Below are 16,988 nucleotides of genomic sequence, written 5' to 3'. Positions count from 1 at the left end.
GTGGCACCGGTCCCTGTTCTCAGCGTCCGACGCCATGCTCGTGCTCACGCCGGATCCCCGGCAGCGGTCCCGCGCTCCCCATTAAGTAGCCCAAGCTTGCGCAGCGCCCTGTCGAGATCTTTCCCGAGCTCCGCGCTCGACGCCGATGCGGCCGGAGGAAGCGCACGTACAACCAACGTGGTGCCACGCGGCAACGTTCCCAACCTGGCGGCGACTAAATGCCGCAGGCGGCGAAGCACTCGATGCCGCACGACAGCATTCCCGACCGCCTTGCTCACGACGAAACCGGCACGAACCGGTGCGTCGGCCGAGCAGGCGGCCGGGTCAGAGGTGAGAACGTGCGCGACAAGCCTGCGTCGGCCCGATCGTGCGCCTTTGCGCATGACCAGCCGGAAGTCCTCACTCCGTCGCAACCGCGCGGATGCGGGTAACAAGCCTGCCTCGCTGCCCCGAACCTCAGGCGGACAGCTTCGCGCGGCCCTTACGGCGGCGGGCGGCCATGATGCTCCTGCCCGCGCGCGTCCGCATCCGGAGCCGGAACCCGTGCTTGCGGGAACGGCGACGGTTATTCGGCTGGAAGGTACGCTTACTCACGGCAGTGTCTCCCGGTCTCTCACGATTACTGACTCTTGGGCAGCCTCGGTTTGTGGCGCCGACAGTCAACCTGTGTCTGGTGTGTCTCCGACCGACCTGGCTCCGCTGTACATGCGGGAGAACCCGGGCACGCGAAACCCGCCCGGTGTCGACGGGAGACCTCTCGAGGGTACGCACCGGTTCGAACTCACCATCACCCGGCCCCCTGTAGCGACACGCCGTCACGATAGTTGGACCGACTGGCAACACGCCGTGTATGGTGCGATGCTTGCCGCCATGGAAGTCTTGTGGCAGCTCGCGGTGCTTGTTAGCGTTCCCCTTCTGAGGTTTCTACCGAGCCGCGCGGCTCCGTGCCACAACCTCTGTCGATAGCTTAGTCGCACTCGGCCGCAGGGCGTTCTACGGCCGCAGTACATTAGTGCACAGTTGTGGATAACCATGTGGATACCTGCTGGGCAGGTGACCACTCAGGTGATCGTGACGAACGGCCGTTACTTGTACTGACGCCGACATCGTCGTGAACCGGAGGGGAGGGGAGCCGAGCAGGTGTCCGAACACCAAGTCAATTTGGGAGTTGTGTGGGAGCAGGTCGTCCGGGAGCTGTCCAGCGGGACGCTCTCCCCGCAACAGCGGGCGTGGATGCGGGTGACGAGACCCATCGGGCTCCTCGACGGCACCGCACTCCTCGCCGCACCGAGTGATTTCGCCAAGGAAGCGATCGAGCGCGCACTCCGTGATCCCATCACCGACGCGCTCTCGCGCAGGCTCGGCCGTTCCGTCTCACTCGCCGTCAAGGTCGACACCGTCGAAGCGGGCGACCAGATGCCCGCCGCGACCGCGCAGCCGGTAGCCGCCGGCCAAGCGCACGCAGAACACAGCGACACCAACGACGGCTACCGCGCGAACAGCGCGAACGGCTCCAGCGGCAGCGATCAAAGCAGTGAGTCCGACGACGAGGAAGTGGACGAAGAAGGCGAAGCCATGGCCGCCGTCCACGAGATCTGGCCCACCTTCTCCGGCCGCCCGGTCGCTGGTCAGCCCTACACCGCACCAGCCAAGCCGCAGACGTCGAAGACCCGGCTCAACGAGAAGTACACCTTCGACACCTTCGTCATAGGCGCGTCCAACCGGTTCGCCCACGCCGCCGCGGTCGCGGTCGCTGAGGCGCCGTCGCGCGCCTACAACCCGCTGTTCGTCTGGGGTGAATCCGGGCTAGGGAAGACGCACCTGCTGCACGCGGTCGGGCACTACGCCCAGCGGCTGTTCCCCGGCATGCGCGTGCGTTACGTCTCCACAGAAGAGTTCACCAACGACTTCATCAACTCGCTGCGCGACGACCGCAAGGTCGCGTTCCAGCGCCGCTACCGCGACATCGACATCCTGCTCGTCGACGACATCCAGTTTCTGGAAGGTAAGGAAGGAACCCAGGAGGAGTTCTTCCACACTTTCAACACGCTGCACAACGCGAACAAGCAGATCGTGGTCTCCTCCGACCGGCCGCCCAAACGGCTGGAGACGCTGGAGGACCGGCTCCGTACCCGGTTCGAGTGGGGCCTGATCACCGATATCCAGCCACCCGAGCTGGAGACCCGCATCGCGATCCTGCGCAAGAAGGCCGCGCAGGACCGGCTCGACGTTCCCGGTGACGTCCTTGAGTTCATCGCCAACCGCATCGAGGCCAACATCCGGGAGCTGGAAGGCGCGCTCATCCGGGTCACCGCGTTCGCCTCGCTCAACCAGCAGCCCGTCGAGGTCGGCCTCGCCGAGATCGTGCTCCGCGACCTGATCCCCGACTCGCAGACGCCGGAGATCACCGCGTCCACGATCATGGGTGTCACCGCCGAGTTCTTCGACGTCGCGATCGAGGACCTGTGCGGGCCAGGCAAGACCAAGGCACTGGCCACCGCCCGGCAGATCTCGATGTACCTATGCCGGGAGCTCACCGACATGTCACTGCCGAGGATCGGGCAGACGTTCGGCGGCAGGGATCACACCACGGTGATGCACGCGGACAAGAAGATCCGCAAGGAGATGGCCGAGCGCAGGCGGATTTATGACCAGGTGCAGGAGCTGACCAGCCGGATCAAGCAACAGGCGAAGCAATCCTGAGTGAACGCCCCAGCATGATCACCGTCGCGAGCAGTCCGAAGGCGATGGCGTAGCCGAGCGCGATACCGAGGACGTCGCCATGGATGCCGGATCCGAGCGGCGGCACGATGACGGCGAGTACCGCACTGAGCCAGGTCAGCACCCAGAGCCACCGGGTCCGCAGCACGACAGCCGACAACGGAAGCACGCACCAGAGCAGGTACCACGGCTGCACCACTGGGCCGAAGACGATCGCCACCGCGAACAGCAACCCGAGCCCGGCCACTGGCTCGACCGTGCGGTCCAGCATCCGGCGCAGCACCACGATGCCGAGCACCACCGCGACCAGCGCACCGATGATCTTGCCAATGCCAATGGCCGCCTGTGTGATGCTGACACCGAACAGCATCCCGATGCCGCCCGCGAGGAACCCAGCCTGGTTGGTCGGCGCCAGCCAACTGTTCACCTCACCGGGAGTCGTCAGCCCGGCTACCCAGCCGAACCCGAAGCCGCTCGCGAGTGAGAACGCGGCGATCACGGACCCGAACAGCACAATCGTCACCGTGACGCTTCGAACGAAGGTGATCGGCCCGCCGTTCCAACGGTGAGTAAACCCTACTACCACCACCGCGAGCGCCGCGGCGGCGGGCAACTTCACCGATGCGGCGGTACCGATCAGCCCGACGCCCGCTACTAACGGGAGGTATCCGAGGCGGTCTCGGTCGAGCCCACGCAACGCGAGTTCGGTGCCCGCCAGCATCAGCCCAAGCATGAGGGCGTCGTTATGGATGCCAGCGATGAGGTGAAACAGCACCAGCGGGTTCAGCACCCCGAGCCACAACGTCCGTGCCGCGCTCACTCCGGCACGCCGAGCGAGCGCGGGCAGAGCCCACAGCACAAGGGCAAGCCCTGCCAGCTCCACCACCCGGTGCAGCGCGATGCCCGCGAGAACGTCCGTGGCCGCGATCCGGGCGATGAGCTGCGCGATCAGCAGGAACAACGGTCCGTACGGGGCAGCCGAGCGCTCCCAGTACCCGCTGACGTTGCGGAGGAGTGGGTCGTCGGCGGCCAAGAAATCGGCAGGACCACCGACATACGGGTCGAAGCCTCGGTCGGCGACAGCACCCTGCGCGAGGTAGCTGTAGACGTCGTCGCTGAACAGCGGCGGCACGACCAGCAGCGGCGCCGCCCACAGCACCAGGGTCGCCGCGATGCGCCGGGGCGACACCGCGTCAGGGTGCGGGATGAGCACCGTGGCCAGCAGCAACCATGCGGTGACCACCAGACCCATCCCGACCAACGCGGCGGCGAGACCGAGTACGGGCAGCTCCGTAATGCCGCCAAGTACCGGGATCGCGCCAGGATCAGCGGCGGCCGGCACGACGCCCACCGATACTGAACTGCCCGCGAGCAGCAGCACGCCGACGACGCCGATCGCCTGCGCGAGCGGCACCCGCCGAGCCGGGTGGGATTGATTGTCCGATACGCCGGCCTGTTCGAGCGAATCAGCACGCAATGGTTCGGGGGACACGGACTCATCATGGCAGTCATCGCCGCACGCCGATGCCGCATGCGGCGAACCGGTGATCCTCTCCTTATATATAGGGCTATCTATCGGGCTCAGTCTGGCGCCCTATATATAAGGAGAAGCCGTCCGCGATACCGCCCTATATATAAGGACACGAACCGCGCGCTGGACATCTAATCCTGACGGTTTCGATAAGCCTTCACTTTGCTGCGATTCCCGCAGCGTCGCATCGAACACCAGCGGCGGTTGCCCGGCCGCGACGTGTCGCAGAACAACAGCGCGCATCCGGCCGCGACGCATTCCCGGACACGGCTAGCGCGCTCACCGATCAGCTCGATCGCGTCGCGAGCAGCCGCGCCGAGGATCTGCTCCCCGGTGATCGGCGCCGCCCACCGCCGGACGCCAGTCTCCGGATCGAGTTCCGGATTGAGATCGACGGTGGCGCAGTCATTGATCAGGTCGACCTGCTCCCTGTCGACCGCCTCGCCTCGTGCGACGCCCCGCGCCACCGACCACATCGCGTCCCGGAAGTCCCTCAACTCGCGAAGCTCGGACGGCCGCACCCGAACGTCGTCGAGCGCGGCGACGCGGGCGAGCCGTGATTCGACGACCCACTCGGTGAAATCGCCAGGCCCGCGCAACAGCTCGACGCGCTGCACCTGGACCGGGCCGCCCGTCAGCAGCAGTTCGAGACAGAAGCTTCCCGGGTCGAATCCGAACCGCCGCCCGTCGTCGCTGTCGAGCAGTCGCACACCTGCCTGCATGTAACTACTATAAACGGTGTCCAACACCGGTTAAATCGGTTACCATGACGAACCTGGACGTAAGGTGGGTTGGGGATCGATTGGAGAGCTGTGACGACAGGCAGGCGGCGCTACGCCACCAGCGAACCGCGTTCACCCGACCCGGACGTCGGCTTGACAACGGCGTCAACTGGTGGGTGCGACACGCCCAGTGGTGCTTGACGACGACACGCCGTGCGTACTCACCGTCTCGGGCGAACTCTGAAACTCAATTGGCCCGCACTCGACTTGGGGAGTTGTCCACTCACATCTGAGGACAACCCTGTGGAAAACTGTGGACCATCGGTGGATGGACGGTGGACTATCTCGGACGGATCGCATCGGTCCACCGATGGCCGAAGTTGTCCACCGCGTTCGTCCGCCTGATGTCCACAGCCCTCGCGCTCTTGCGAACTGCGACAACACCGGCTGTCCACACAATTCACAGCCCCTATTACTACTGCGGAAATCTCTTCTTCACAGGAAAGAACTTCTTCGAAAACAAGCGAGGGCGTTTTGTGGGGACAGGCCACCGAGCGAGCGGATGACAGAACCGAGGCCCGGATGACGAGCTCCGGGCGGACGTTCTAACGTGGGTTCGCACACCGGTCGTCCGTACGGCAGGCCGACACCCTCGCCGCAACGGTCGCCGCTCGGTGCGTCCCGCTGTGCCAAGCTGGTCCGGCGTGGGCGCATCACCAGGTCCAGCCATGCCGAGTACCCACTCGGCCGTCGAAGGGGTGGCGCATGAAGATCCGGGTCGAGCGTGACGGGCTCGCCGATGCCGTTGCCTGGGTAGCGCGCAGCCTGCCCGCCAGGCCGTCGGTTCCCGTACTGGGCGGCGTGCTGCTGGAAGCGGGCGCCGGGCCGGATGACACCGATGCGCTGACCGTGTCCGGCTTCGACTACGAGGTCTCGGCAACGGTCGGGGTGCCAGCGACGATCGCCGACGGCGGCAAAGCCCTGGTCTCCGGTCGCTTGCTGGCCGACATCACCAAGGCGCTGCCCGCTCAGCCGGTCGACATCACCGTCGACGGCTCCCGTGCCACCATCACCTGCGGTAGCGCGCGGTTCAGCCTGCCGACCATGCCGGTCGAGGACTATCCCCAACTCCCTGCTCAGCCAGCGTTGGCGGGTGAACTCGCTGGTGACACGTTCGGTCAAGCCGTCGCGCAGGTCGCCGTGGCGTCCGGCAAGGACGACACGCTGCCGATGCTCACCGGCATGCGGCTTGAGATCACCGGCGACACGCTGACCATGGTCGCGACCGACCGGTTCCGGCTCGCCATGAAGGAATTCACCTGGCAACCCGCCGAGGGCATGGAAGACGCGGCAGTGCTCGTGCCGGCCAGAACCCTTGCCGAGGCAGCGAAATCGCTGGGCTCAAGCGGCACGACCGTCCGATTGGGACTCTCGAGCAGCGAAGGGCTGCTCGGCCTCTCCGGCGCTGGCCGCTACGCCACGACCCGGCTGCTCGACGCCGAGTTCCCGCCGTATCGCCAGCTGCTGCCGTCGCAGCACACCTCGCGTGCCGTGCTCGAGGTCGGCGCGCTCGCCGAGGCGATCAAGCGTGTCTCGCTTGTCGCGGAACGCGGCACCCAGGTCCGGCTCGAGTTCGCCGACCAGTCGCTACGGCTCACCGCTGGTGGCGACGACGAAGGCAGCGCCGAGGAAGAACTGCCCGTCGAGTACGAGGGCGAGCCGGTGACCATCGCGTTCAACCCCGGCTACCTCAGCGACGGCCTCGCGGCTCTCAACAGCGACCGCGCCGAGCTGACGTTCACCACCCCGAACCGCCCCGCGCTGCTCAAGCCGACTGATGCCGAGGGCACTGTCGAATCCGGGTACTTGTACCTGCTGATGCCGGTCCGGCTGCCCGGCTGAGCCGACGCGCGAAGGGGTGAACCGATGATGCAGTTGGGCTTGATCGGGCTCGGCAAGATGGGTGCCGGCATGCGGGCACGTCTGACGGCCGCCGGCCACGACGTCGTCGGCTACGACACCGATCCGAGCATTAGCGACACCGCGTCGCTCGCTGAACTGGTGTCGCGGCTGTCCGCGCCGAGGACCGTCTGGGTGATGGTGCCGTCCGGCGAGCCGACCCGTGCCACGATCGCGGAACTCGCCGACGTCCTCGGCGAGGGCGACCTGGTGATCGAGGGTGGCAACTCCCGGTTCAGCGAGGACGCCGCACACGCGGAACTGCTCGCGGCACACGGCATCGGCTACGTCGACGCCGGGGTGTCCGGCGGCGTATGGGGCGAGAAGAACGGTTTCGCCCTGATGGTCGGCGGGTCAGATGTCGATGTGGAGCAGGCCATGCCGATCTTCGACGCGCTCCGCCCCGAGGGGCCCCGGGACGAGGGGTTCGCTCATGCGGGTGACGTCGGCGCGGGTCACTTCGCGAAGATGGTCCACAACGGCATCGAGTACGGCCTGATGCAGGCCTACGCCGAGGGCTTCGAACTGCTGGCTGCCGCGCGTGAGGTCACCGACGTGCCCGCCGTGCTCAAGGCGTGGTCGCGGGGTACCGTCGTCCGGTCCTGGCTGCTCGACCTGCTGGTCAACGCGCTGGAGGAGGACAGGGACCTCGCCGAGGTGCAGGGCTACGTCAACGACTCGGGTGAGGGGCGCTGGACCGTCGAGGAGGCGATCAACCACGCCGTGCCTGCCCCGGTGATCTCGGCGGCGTTGTTCGCGCGGTTCGCCTCCCGCCAGGACGATTCGCCCGCCATGAAGGCCGTAGCCGCGCTGCGTAATCAGTTTGGCGGCCACGCCGTCACCCGTGCCGGGGACACCGGTTCCGCCGATGGCGAGGACTGACCCGGTGCACATGTCGACATATCGACAACGCTGAGTTCGCCGATGTACCTTCGCCGCTTGCAGGTCACCGACTTCCGCTCGTGGCCGCACGTCGACCTCGACCTGGGTACCGGCCCGACGGTGTTCGTCGGGCAGAACGGCAGAGGCAAGACCAACCTGCTGGAAGCCGTCGGCTATCTCGCGATGCTCGGCTCGCACCGGGTCGCCAGCGACGCCCCGCTGGTGCGGCACGACTGTGAGCGCGCACTGCTCAGGGCCGCCGTGGTCAACGGCGACCGGGAGATGACCGTCGAGCTGGAGATAAGCCCGGGCAAGACCAACCGCGCGCGAGTCAACCGCGGCCAGCCCACCCGGCCGAGAGACATCCTCGGCATCGTGCGCACCGTGCTGTTCGCCCCGGAAGACCTCTCCCTGGTCAAGGGTGATCCGAGCGAGCGACGCCGGTTCCTCGACGACCTTCTCGTGCAGCGGGCGCCGCGCTTCGCGGGCGTGCGCTCGGACTACGAGAAGGCGCTGCGGCAACGTAACGCGCTGCTCAAGACGTCGGGCAAGCGCAAGGGCGGACGGGAAGACCCGTACGCGGAAAGCACCCTCGACGTCTGGGACACCCAGCTCGCGGAAGCGGGCGCGCAGCTGCTCGCCGGGCGGCTCGACCTCGTCGCCGAGCTGGCCCCCCACGCCACGGCCGCCTACGAGGGCATCGCTGGGCAGAATCCCGATCGGCAGGCGCACGTCGTCTACCGGTCGAGCATTGGGGACGCGATCCCGGACGGCTACGGCACGCCGGGCGGCAAGCAGGCTGAGCCCGACACGCTGACCGAGGTCCTGCTGGACGCGCTGCGCGAGTCGCGGCACGCTGACTTGGAACGCGGGGTGAGCCTGGTCGGCCCGCATCGGGATGAGTTGGCACTGAACCTCGGCGACGCCCCCGCGCGTGGCTACGCCAGCCACGGCGAGTCGTGGTCGTTCGCGCTCGCGCTCCGGCTCGGCTCCTACGAGTTACTACGGGCGGAATGGGGTGATCCGGTGTTGCTGCTGGACGACGTCTTCGCCGAGTTGGATCAGCGTCGCAGGGCCAGGCTCGCCGAGGTCGCGGTGAACGCCGAACAGGTGCTGGTGACCGCGGCCGTGGACGAAGACGTGCCGGACGAATTGTCAGGGGTCCGGTACCGAGTGGCTGACGGAGAGGTGTCACGTGAGTGAATCACGAACAGGCCGGACACCTCGGGTGACATCGGCAGGTGGGCAGGATCACCCAGCTGGGGATAACCCTGTGGATAGTGTGGATAACGCTGTACACGAGCGACCACGTCGAGTAGACGCTCACCCGGAGCGGGCAACCGGTCACCCGCACGGCGGTGCGTCAGCGGCGGAGCCGGTTACGCAACAGGACGGCGCTGCTCCAAACGAGCAAGGCGGGTCGGGACGCGATCTCGCCATGGCCGCACTGCAGGATGCGCAACGGCGAGCCGCCGCGCGCGGCACCCAGCCCGGCGTGCGGTCGCGGCGGGCAACCGGAGGTGGTTCTCGCAGGTCACGGCGCAGGCGCTGGTCTGGACCCGGTGCCGACGACCGCGATCCACAACCTTTCGGCAGGGTGGCGTCCCGGATCGTCGCGGACAGGGGCTGGGCAGCCAAGCTCACCAACGGCAAGGTGTTCGGCGAGTGGTCCCGGCTGGTCGGCGTTGACGTCGCCGAGCACGCTGAGCCGGTGTCACTACAGGACGGCGAGCTGACGGTGCGGGCGCGCTCGACCGCATGGGCGACCCAGTTGCGGTTGCTGCAACCGCAGCTCATCGCCAAAATCGCGGCAGGGGTCGGGCACGGCGTCGTCAAGCGCATCAAGATTCAGGGGCCGACGTCGCCGAGCTGGCGCCACGGGCCGCGTCACGTGCCGGGCAGGGGGCCGAGGGACACCTATGGATGAGCCATATGACCCGCCGACTTCAACACCCGCTGAGGCGCGAGTGGAAGCGCTGACGGGGGACCGGACACGTCCGGGTTCGATTTAGGCGCTCTATGGCGCGTCTAGGGGTGTCCTTGGCGCATGTGAGCGACACCGGCCAAGTAGACTTAGGCCAGCGCGTGGGCCGGCCCATTGGGCAGGGCCCCCGCACGGACACCCTTCGCTGACTCGAAGACAGGAGACACCGAGCCGGTGGCAGCCAATAAGAGCGACTACAGCGCATCATCCATCACCGTGTTGGAGGGCCTTGAGGCCGTTCGCAAGCGCCCCGGCATGTACATCGGATCCACCGGTGAGCGCGGCCTGCACCACCTCATCTGGGAGGTTGTGGACAACGCCGTCGACGAGGCCATGGCGGGGCATGCCACCAGGGTGGAGGTCACCCTCCTCAACGACGGTGGCGTCAAGGTCACCGACGACGGCCGGGGCATCCCGGTCGAGATGCATCCCACCGAGCAGAAGCCCGCGGTCGAGCTGGTGCTTACCGTGCTGCACGCGGGTGGCAAGTTCGACGACAAGTCGTACGCGGTCTCCGGTGGTCTGCACGGTGTCGGTGTCTCGGTGGTCAACGCGCTGTCCAAGCAGCTCGACATCGAGATCCATCGCGGCGGCACGATCTGGACGCAGCAGTACCAGAAGTCGGTGCCCGGCAAGCTGGAGAAGCAGGGCGCTACCACGCAGACCGGGACGACCATCACGTTCTGGGCGGACGACGAGATCTTCGAGACGACGTACTACAGCACCGAAACGGTGGCCCGCAGGCTGCAGGAGATGGCCTTCCTCAACAAGGGCCTGACCATCGTGCTGCGCGACGAGCGCGTCGCCGATGAGACCGCGGAGGACGCCAGCGGACAGCAGGCCATCCGCAAGGAGCTCGTCTACCACTACCCTGGCGGGCTCGAGGACTTCGTCAAGCACATCAACTCCGCGCGCGAGTCCATCCACAACAAGGTCATCGCTTTCGAGGCCAAGGACGAGGAACAGGGTGTCCACGTCGAGATCGCGATGCAGTGGAACAACGGCTACACGCCGTCGGTCTACACCTTCGCGAACACCATCAACACCCATGAGGGCGGCACCCATGAGGAAGGCTTCCGTGCCGCGTTGACCCGCGTGGTCAACGCTTACGCGCGCGATAAGAAGCTGCTCAAGGAGAAGGACACCAACCTCACCGGGGACGATGTCCGCGAAGGGCTCGCGGCGATCGTGTCGATCAAGCTGGCTGAGCCGCAGTTCGAGGGGCAGACCAAGACCAAGCTGGGCAACAGCGAGGCCAAGTCGTTCGTGCAGAGCACGACCAACGAGTGGCTGTCGGACTGGTTCGAGCGCAACCCGTCCGACGCGAAGGCGATCATCACCAAAGCGGTGTCGTCGGCGCAGGCACGTCTTGCGGCGCGCAAGGCGCGGGAGCTGGTGCGGCGCAAGAGCGCGATGGACATCGGCGGGTTGCCTGGCAAGCTCAAGGACTGCCGCTCCAACAACCCGAACGAATGCGAGCTCTACATCGTCGAGGGCGACTCGGCGGGCGGTTCGGCCAAGGAAGGCCGCGACTCGATGTACCAGGCGATCCTGCCGATCCGAGGCAAGATCATCAACGTCGAGAAGGCCCGCATCGACAAGGTGCTCAAGAACAACGAGGTGCAGAGCCTGATCACCGCGCTCGGTACCGGCATCCACGACGACTTCGACCTGTCGAAGCTGCGTTATCACAAGATCGTGCTGATGGCCGACGCCGACGTCGACGGGCAGCACATCCGGACGCTGCTGCTGACGCTGCTGTTCCGGTTCATGACGCCGCTGGTCGAGCAAGGGCACGTCTACCTGGCGCAGCCGCCGCTGTACAAGCTGAAGTGGCAGCGCAGCGAGCCGGATTACGCCTACAGCGACCGGGAGCGTGACGGGCTGCTCGAGCGTGGGTTCGCGGCGGGCAAGAAGATCAACAAGGACGACGGCATCCAGCGCTACAAGGGGCTTGGCGAGATGAACGCCGAGGAGCTGTGGGAGACCACCATGGACCCGACGAACCGGCTGCTATTGCAGGTCAGCCTGGACGACGCCGCGCAGGCCGACGAGCTGTTCTCGGTGCTGATGGGCGAGGACGTCGAGGCACGACGATCGTTCATCACCCGCAATGCCAAGGACGTCCGCTTCCTCGATGTGTAGTGATGGCGTCGGTACAGAATCTTGAGCATTGCGTTGTCCGCGAACATTGCGTTGTCCGCGAACATTGCGTTGTCCGCGAACATTGCGTTGTCCGCGAGCACGTCACCCGCGACGGAACCGGACTCAACCCGCGATTCGACATTCGTCATGTCCCGCCTGCGGTGGCACAGGCACGGGGCGCTGACAGTCCGAGTGGCATCGGAAAGGAAGTTCTGAAGTGACCGAAACTCTGCCTCCGGACCACGGCCGCATCGAGCCGGTCGACATCCAGCAGGAGATGCAGCGCTCCTACATCGACTACGCCATGAGCGTGATCGTGTCTCGTGCGTTGCCCGATGTGCGCGACGGTCTGAAGCCGGTGCACCGCAGGGTGCTGTACTCGATGTTCGACACCGGCCTGCGTCCCGACCGCAGCTACACCAAGTGCTCGCGCGTCGTCGGTGACGTCATGGGTAACTACCACCCGCACGGCGACTCGGCGATCTACGACGCGCTGGTCCGGCTCGCGCAGTCGTGGTCGATGCGGTACCGGCTCGTCGACGGCCAGGGCAACTTCGGCTCACCGGGCAACGATCCGGCCGCCGCGATGCGGTACTGCGTCACCGGTGACGCCAGGGTCAAGCTGGCCGATGGCGCGACCGCCCGGATAGACGAGATCGTCCCCGATGCCGCACCGAACAGCGACAACGACGTCGACCTCAAGGTCGTCGGGCGTAACGGTGACCCGGTGCGCGCCGACGCGCTGTTCCACTCCGGCGATCACCCAACGCTGCGGCTGACCACACGCGAGGGGTACGAACTGACCGGCACGTACAACCACCCGGTGCTGTGCCTGGTGAACGTGCTCGGTGTGCCCACGCTGCTGTGGAAGCTGCTGGAGGAGATCGAACCCGGTGACCGGGTGGTCATGCAGCGCACCGAGGCGGCGGATGAGGCCGTTACGGAGGTCCGCAGCTGGGTGGAGGCCCTGCTCGCGGGTGCCTTCGTCGCAGAAGGCTTCGTCTCGGAGGACCGGGCTGGCTTCAACAACGTCGATGAGGACTTCTTCCGTTACATCGTGGACGTCTACGACGGCGTTGTCGGCGGACCGAGGTACACGTCGACGCGGCGCATCGCATCCGGCTCGGTGATCCACGAACTAGACATTCATGACCTGACCGCGTTGCGGCGCAGCGTGCTCGGCGGACTGATCGGCCAACGCAGCGCACAGAAGCGGGTGCCGGACTTCGTATGGGCGGCGAGTAAGACCATCAAGCGGGCCTTCCTGGTCGGCTTGTTCACAGGTGACGGCTCGTGCTCGGCACTGCCGCGGAACTCGGTGCAGATCAGCTACTCGACCTACAGCGAGCAGCTCTCTCAAGACGTCCACCAGCTGCTGCTTGAGTTCGGCATCGTCGCCAAGCTCGTGCGGTACGAGAGCGGCGAGCGCAAGCTGGTGATCACCAACCGCCGTGACGCCCGGTTGTTCGCAACCAGGATCGGCTTCCACAGCGCAAAGCAGCAGAAGCTCGTCGCGATCCTCGACGGCCTGCCGACGGAGTCGACCTCGAAGTCTTCGGATCACGTGCCGTTCGTCGCCGATTACATCCGCGAGCACGGTGCGACCCGGTGGACCGAGCGCGACTGGCTGCGCAGGCACAACGTCGATCGCATCGAGCGCTGGGAATCACGCCGCGACGAGATCACCGAGCACATTACGAACCCCGACGTGCTCGACGTCGTCGAGCCACTTGTCGACGGCCGTTACTACTACGCCGAGGTCTCCTCGGTGACTGACGCCGGAGTCCAGCCGGTCTACAGCTTGCGAGTCGACAGCGACGACCACGCCTTCATCACTAACGGGTTCGTCAGCCACAACACCGAAGCCAGGCTGACCCCGCTGGCCATGGAGATGCTGGCCGACATCGAAGAAGACACGGTCGACTTCTCCGATAACTACGACGGCAAGACGCTCGAACCCGACGTGCTGCCGGCGCGCATCCCGAACCTGCTGGTCAACGGCGGTTCCGGCATCGCTGTCGGTATGGCGACCAACATCCCGCCGCACAACCTGCGCGAGGTCGCCGAAGGCGTCTACTGGGCGCTGGACAACTGGGAGGCCGGCGACGACGAGACGCTGGCCGCGATGCTGCAGCGCATCAAGGGGCCAGACTTTCCGACCAAGGCGCTGATCCTCGGCACGAACGGCATCGAGGAGGCCTACCGCACCGGCCGTGGCTCGGTACGGATGCGCGCGGTGGTCGAGGTCGAGGAGGATGCGAAGGGTCGCACGATTCTGGTCGTGTCCGAGCTGCCGTACCAGGTCAACCCGGACAACTTGATCGAGAACATCGCGGTGCTCGTCCGCGACGGCAAGCTGACCGGCATCGCCGACATCGCAGACGAGACCAACAGCCGCAGCGGCATGCGCATCGTGATCACGCTGAAGCGGGACGCGGTCGCCAAGGTCGTGCTGAACAACCTCTACAAGCACACCCAGCTGCAGCACAACTTCGGTGTGAACATGCTGTCGATCGTCGATGGCGTGCCCCGCACGCTACGGCTCGATCAGATCATCAGGCACTACGTCCACCACCAGGTCGAGGTCGTCGTCCGGCGCACCCGCTACCGGCTGCGCAAGAAGGAAGAGCGGGCGCACATCCTGCGCGGGCTCGTCAAGGCGCTGGACATGCTCGACGAGGTCATCGCGCTGATCCGCCGGTCGCCGACGGCCGACCAGGCGCGCACCGGCCTGATGGAGCTGCTCGACGTCGACGAGGTGCAGGCCACCGCGATCCTGGACATGCAGCTGCGCAAGCTGGCCGCGCTGGAACATCAGAAGATCATCGACGAACTGGCCGAGATCGAGCGCGAGATCGCCGACCTCAAGGACATTCTCGAGCGTCCGGAGCGGCAGCGGCAGATCATCAAGGATGAGCTGAAGGCGATCGTCGACAAGCGTGGCGACGACCGGCGCACGCAGATCATCCCGTATGACGGCGATGTCTCGGTCGAGGATCTGATCGCGGTTGAGGACGTCGTCGTCACCATTACCCGGACCGGGTACGCGAAGCGCACCAAGACTGATCTGTACCGCTCGCAGAAGCGTGGCGGCAAGGGCGTGCAGGGCGCGACGTTGAAGCAGGACGACATCGTGCAGCACTTCTTCGTGTGTTCCACGCACGACTGGATCCTGTTCTTCACCAACAAGGGCCGGGTGTACCGGGCTAAGGCCTACGAACTGCCCGAGGCGAGCCGAAACGCGCGTGGGCAGCACGTCGCGAACCTGCTCGCGTTCCAGCCTGATGAGGAGATCGCGCAGATCATCCAGATCGCCGACTACGAGGTCGCGCCGTACCTGGTGCTGGCGACCAAGGCCGGGCTGGTGAAGAAGTCGCGGCTGAGCGACTTCGACTCCAACCGCAGCGGCGGACTGATCGGCATCAACCTGCGCGATGGCGATGAACTCGTCGGAGCGGTGCTGGCATCGGGTGACGACGACCTTTTGCTGGTCTCGGCCGATGGCCAGTCGATCCGGTTCCACGCGTCCGACGACGTGCTGCGCCCGATGGGCAGGGCGACATCCGGTGTCCTTGGTATGCGGTTCAATGAAGGGGATGAACTGCTCGCGATGGACGTCGTGCAGGAAGGCACTTTCCTGCTGGTCGCGACCACGGGTGGCTACGCGAAACGGACCGCGATCGAGGATTACCCGGTCCAGGGCAGGGGCGGCAAGGGTGTGCTCACACTCCAGTACGACAATCGTCGTGGCAGGCTGGTCGGAGCGCTCATCGTCAACACTGACGACGAGCTCTATGCCATCACATCGACCGGCGGTGTGATCAGGACCGGTTCGGACCAGGTTCGGAAGGCCGGCAGGCAGACCAAGGGCGTGCGGTTGATGAACCTGGACGAGGGCACCACGTTGCTCGCGGTTGCGCGTAACGCCGATGAGCCCAACGATGTCGGTGAAGAAGCGGAGTCGGAGCCGGAGTCGACGAACTCGGAAACTGCGGAGTGACAGCGGCGCCGATCGCGCCGTAAGTGAGCGAGGGACGACGTTATGGCACCACCCGAAGATGGCAGGCAGGTCGACGGCGCGGAACGCGGTATCGACCAGGAACCAAACGGCGAGGTGCACCAGGCGCCGCCGTGGCAGCGGGTGGCAAAGGAGACGGCGGAGGTTTCACCTGACGCGGACACCGCCTATTTTCCTGCGCGGTCCGAGGACGACGCGGACGCGGGTGATCACGGTGTCGACGAGCCGATGTCGCATACTGGTGATCTGCCCGTTGTGACTGGTACCGCCGCCAAGGGGATGTTCGGCAACCCCGTCACTGGACAGCAGCATTATGGGAACTCCACTGGCATGAAGGGGCAGGGCAACGTGGGTGCGGCTGGGGCGGACACAACCACTCGAACGGCGCCGTCCGCGTTGCGCAGACCGGGTCGAGGTCCTCGGCGCGCGAGCCTGCAGATCAAGCGGATCGACCCGTGGTCGGTGCTGAAGCTGTCCCTGGTGCTCGGTGTCGCGCTGTTCCTGGTGTGGCTGGTCGCGGTCGGATTGCTCTACATCGTGCTCGACGGCATGGGAGTGTGGGACAAGCTCAACGGCACCTACACCTCACTGGTGTCCGGCGAGGGCGACGATGTGGTGTCCGATCCGCTCATCAGCGCGGGCAACGTCTTCGGCGTAGCGGCCATCATCGGCATGATCAATATCGTGCTGATGTCGGCGCTGGCGACGGTGTGTGCGTTCATCTACAACGTCTCGGCCGACCTGGCAGGCGGGCTCGAGGTGACGTTGTCCGAGCGGGAGTAGCGCGTGTAATAGCAGCGCATGGCGGTGGTCCTGAACGCCCCGGGGTGGTTTCCTTGACCGCCGAGGCCATGCGGTAGTCTTATCGACGTTGTAAGGGCCTATAGCTCAGGCGGTTAGAGCGCTTCGCTGATAACGAAGAGGTCCCAGGTTCAAGTCCTGGTAGGCCCACCCCCACAACGCCGCCCTGACCAGCACGGTCAGGGCGGCGTTTTGTGTTTGGGGAGGTGTGTGGCACCGATAACG

At 66.0% G+C, this 16,988-nt stretch carries 12 protein-coding genes and 1 tRNA gene; 9 read left to right on the top strand and 4 right to left on the bottom strand.

What is annotated here, in order from left to right:
* Positions 1–44 precede the first annotated feature (44 nt).
* Together rnpA and rpmH are read right to left on the bottom strand one after the other, a co-directional pair.
* The gene (gene rnpA / locus AMYHA_RS26225) at positions 45–434 is read right to left on the bottom strand and encodes a ribonuclease P protein component (protein WP_084036765.1); all 390 of its coding nucleotides are present in this window, start codon (positions 432–434) and stop codon (positions 45–47) included.
* A 22-nt stretch (positions 435–456) separates the two neighbouring features.
* Positions 457–594: a 50S ribosomal protein L34 gene (rpmH, locus tag AMYHA_RS26220; protein WP_084036763.1), complete on the bottom strand. Its 138-nt coding sequence runs from the start codon at positions 592–594 to the stop codon at positions 457–459.
* Between the two features lie 546 nt (positions 595–1,140).
* Here rpmH and dnaA point away from each other — a divergent pair.
* Positions 1,141–2,703 carry a chromosomal replication initiator protein DnaA gene (gene dnaA, locus AMYHA_RS03035; protein ID WP_034267748.1) on the top strand — a complete coding sequence of 521 codons (1,563 nt, stop codon included), beginning with the start codon at positions 1,141–1,143 and terminating at the stop codon, positions 2,701–2,703.
* On the opposite strand, the gene mptB is transcribed toward dnaA, so the two are convergent.
* Positions 2,678–4,213, bottom strand: a complete 1,536-nt coding sequence (gene mptB, locus AMYHA_RS03030; RefSeq protein ID WP_051399486.1) for a polyprenol phosphomannose-dependent alpha 1,6 mannosyltransferase MptB — start codon at positions 4,211–4,213, stop codon at positions 2,678–2,680. The genes dnaA and mptB overlap by 26 nt on opposite strands.
* A 170-nt stretch (positions 4,214–4,383) precedes the next feature.
* Positions 4,384–4,974, bottom strand: a complete 591-nt coding sequence (locus tag AMYHA_RS03025; protein ID WP_034267746.1) for a CGNR zinc finger domain-containing protein — start codon at positions 4,972–4,974, stop codon at positions 4,384–4,386.
* Positions 4,975–5,739: 765 nt separating this feature from the next.
* Here AMYHA_RS03025 and dnaN point away from each other — a divergent pair.
* The 8 genes from dnaN to AMYHA_RS02985 all read left to right on the top strand — a co-directional run bounded on the left by dnaN (position 5,740) and on the right by AMYHA_RS02985 (position 16,913).
* The gene (dnaN, locus tag AMYHA_RS03020; RefSeq protein WP_034267743.1) at positions 5,740–6,876 is read left to right on the top strand and encodes a DNA polymerase III subunit beta; all 1,137 of its coding nucleotides are present in this window, start codon (positions 5,740–5,742) and stop codon (positions 6,874–6,876) included.
* 24 nt (positions 6,877–6,900) lie between these two features.
* Entirely contained in the window at positions 6,901–7,815 is a 915-nt protein-coding gene (gene gnd / locus AMYHA_RS03015) for a phosphogluconate dehydrogenase (NAD(+)-dependent, decarboxylating) (RefSeq protein WP_034267740.1), read from the top strand.
* A 42-nt stretch (positions 7,816–7,857) separates the two neighbouring features.
* On the top strand, positions 7,858–9,018 hold the full coding sequence (gene recF / locus AMYHA_RS03010) for a DNA replication/repair protein RecF (protein ID WP_034267737.1): 1,161 nt from the start codon (positions 7,858–7,860) through the stop codon (positions 9,016–9,018).
* Positions 9,019–9,253: 235 nt separating this feature from the next.
* The gene (locus AMYHA_RS03005) at positions 9,254–9,742 is read left to right on the top strand and encodes a DciA family protein (RefSeq protein WP_034267735.1); all 489 of its coding nucleotides are present in this window, start codon (positions 9,254–9,256) and stop codon (positions 9,740–9,742) included.
* Positions 9,743–9,973: 231 nt separating this feature from the next.
* Complete coding sequence (gene gyrB / locus AMYHA_RS03000) at positions 9,974–11,944, top strand: DNA topoisomerase (ATP-hydrolyzing) subunit B (RefSeq protein ID WP_034267732.1); 1,971 nt, start codon at positions 9,974–9,976, stop codon at positions 11,942–11,944.
* A gap of 217 nt (positions 11,945–12,161) precedes the next feature.
* A complete protein-coding gene (gene gyrA, locus AMYHA_RS02995) occupies positions 12,162–15,944 on the top strand; it encodes an intein-containing DNA gyrase subunit A (RefSeq protein ID WP_034267730.1) in 3,783 nt (1,260 codons plus the stop codon).
* A gap of 42 nt (positions 15,945–15,986) precedes the next feature.
* Positions 15,987–16,745 carry a DUF3566 domain-containing protein gene (locus AMYHA_RS02990; RefSeq protein ID WP_169732893.1) on the top strand — a complete coding sequence of 253 codons (759 nt, stop codon included), beginning with the start codon at positions 15,987–15,989 and terminating at the stop codon, positions 16,743–16,745.
* Positions 16,746–16,839: 94 nt separating this feature from the next.
* Positions 16,840–16,913 (top strand) — tRNA-Ile (locus AMYHA_RS02985).
* The last annotated feature ends 75 nt before the right edge of the window (positions 16,914–16,988 follow it).

It is taken from the genome of Haloechinothrix halophila YIM 93223 (assembly GCF_000504245.1).
Classification (GTDB): domain Bacteria; phylum Actinomycetota; class Actinomycetes; order Mycobacteriales; family Pseudonocardiaceae; genus Haloechinothrix_A; species Haloechinothrix_A halophila.
This window is presented reverse-complemented; position numbering and strand designations above follow the sequence as displayed.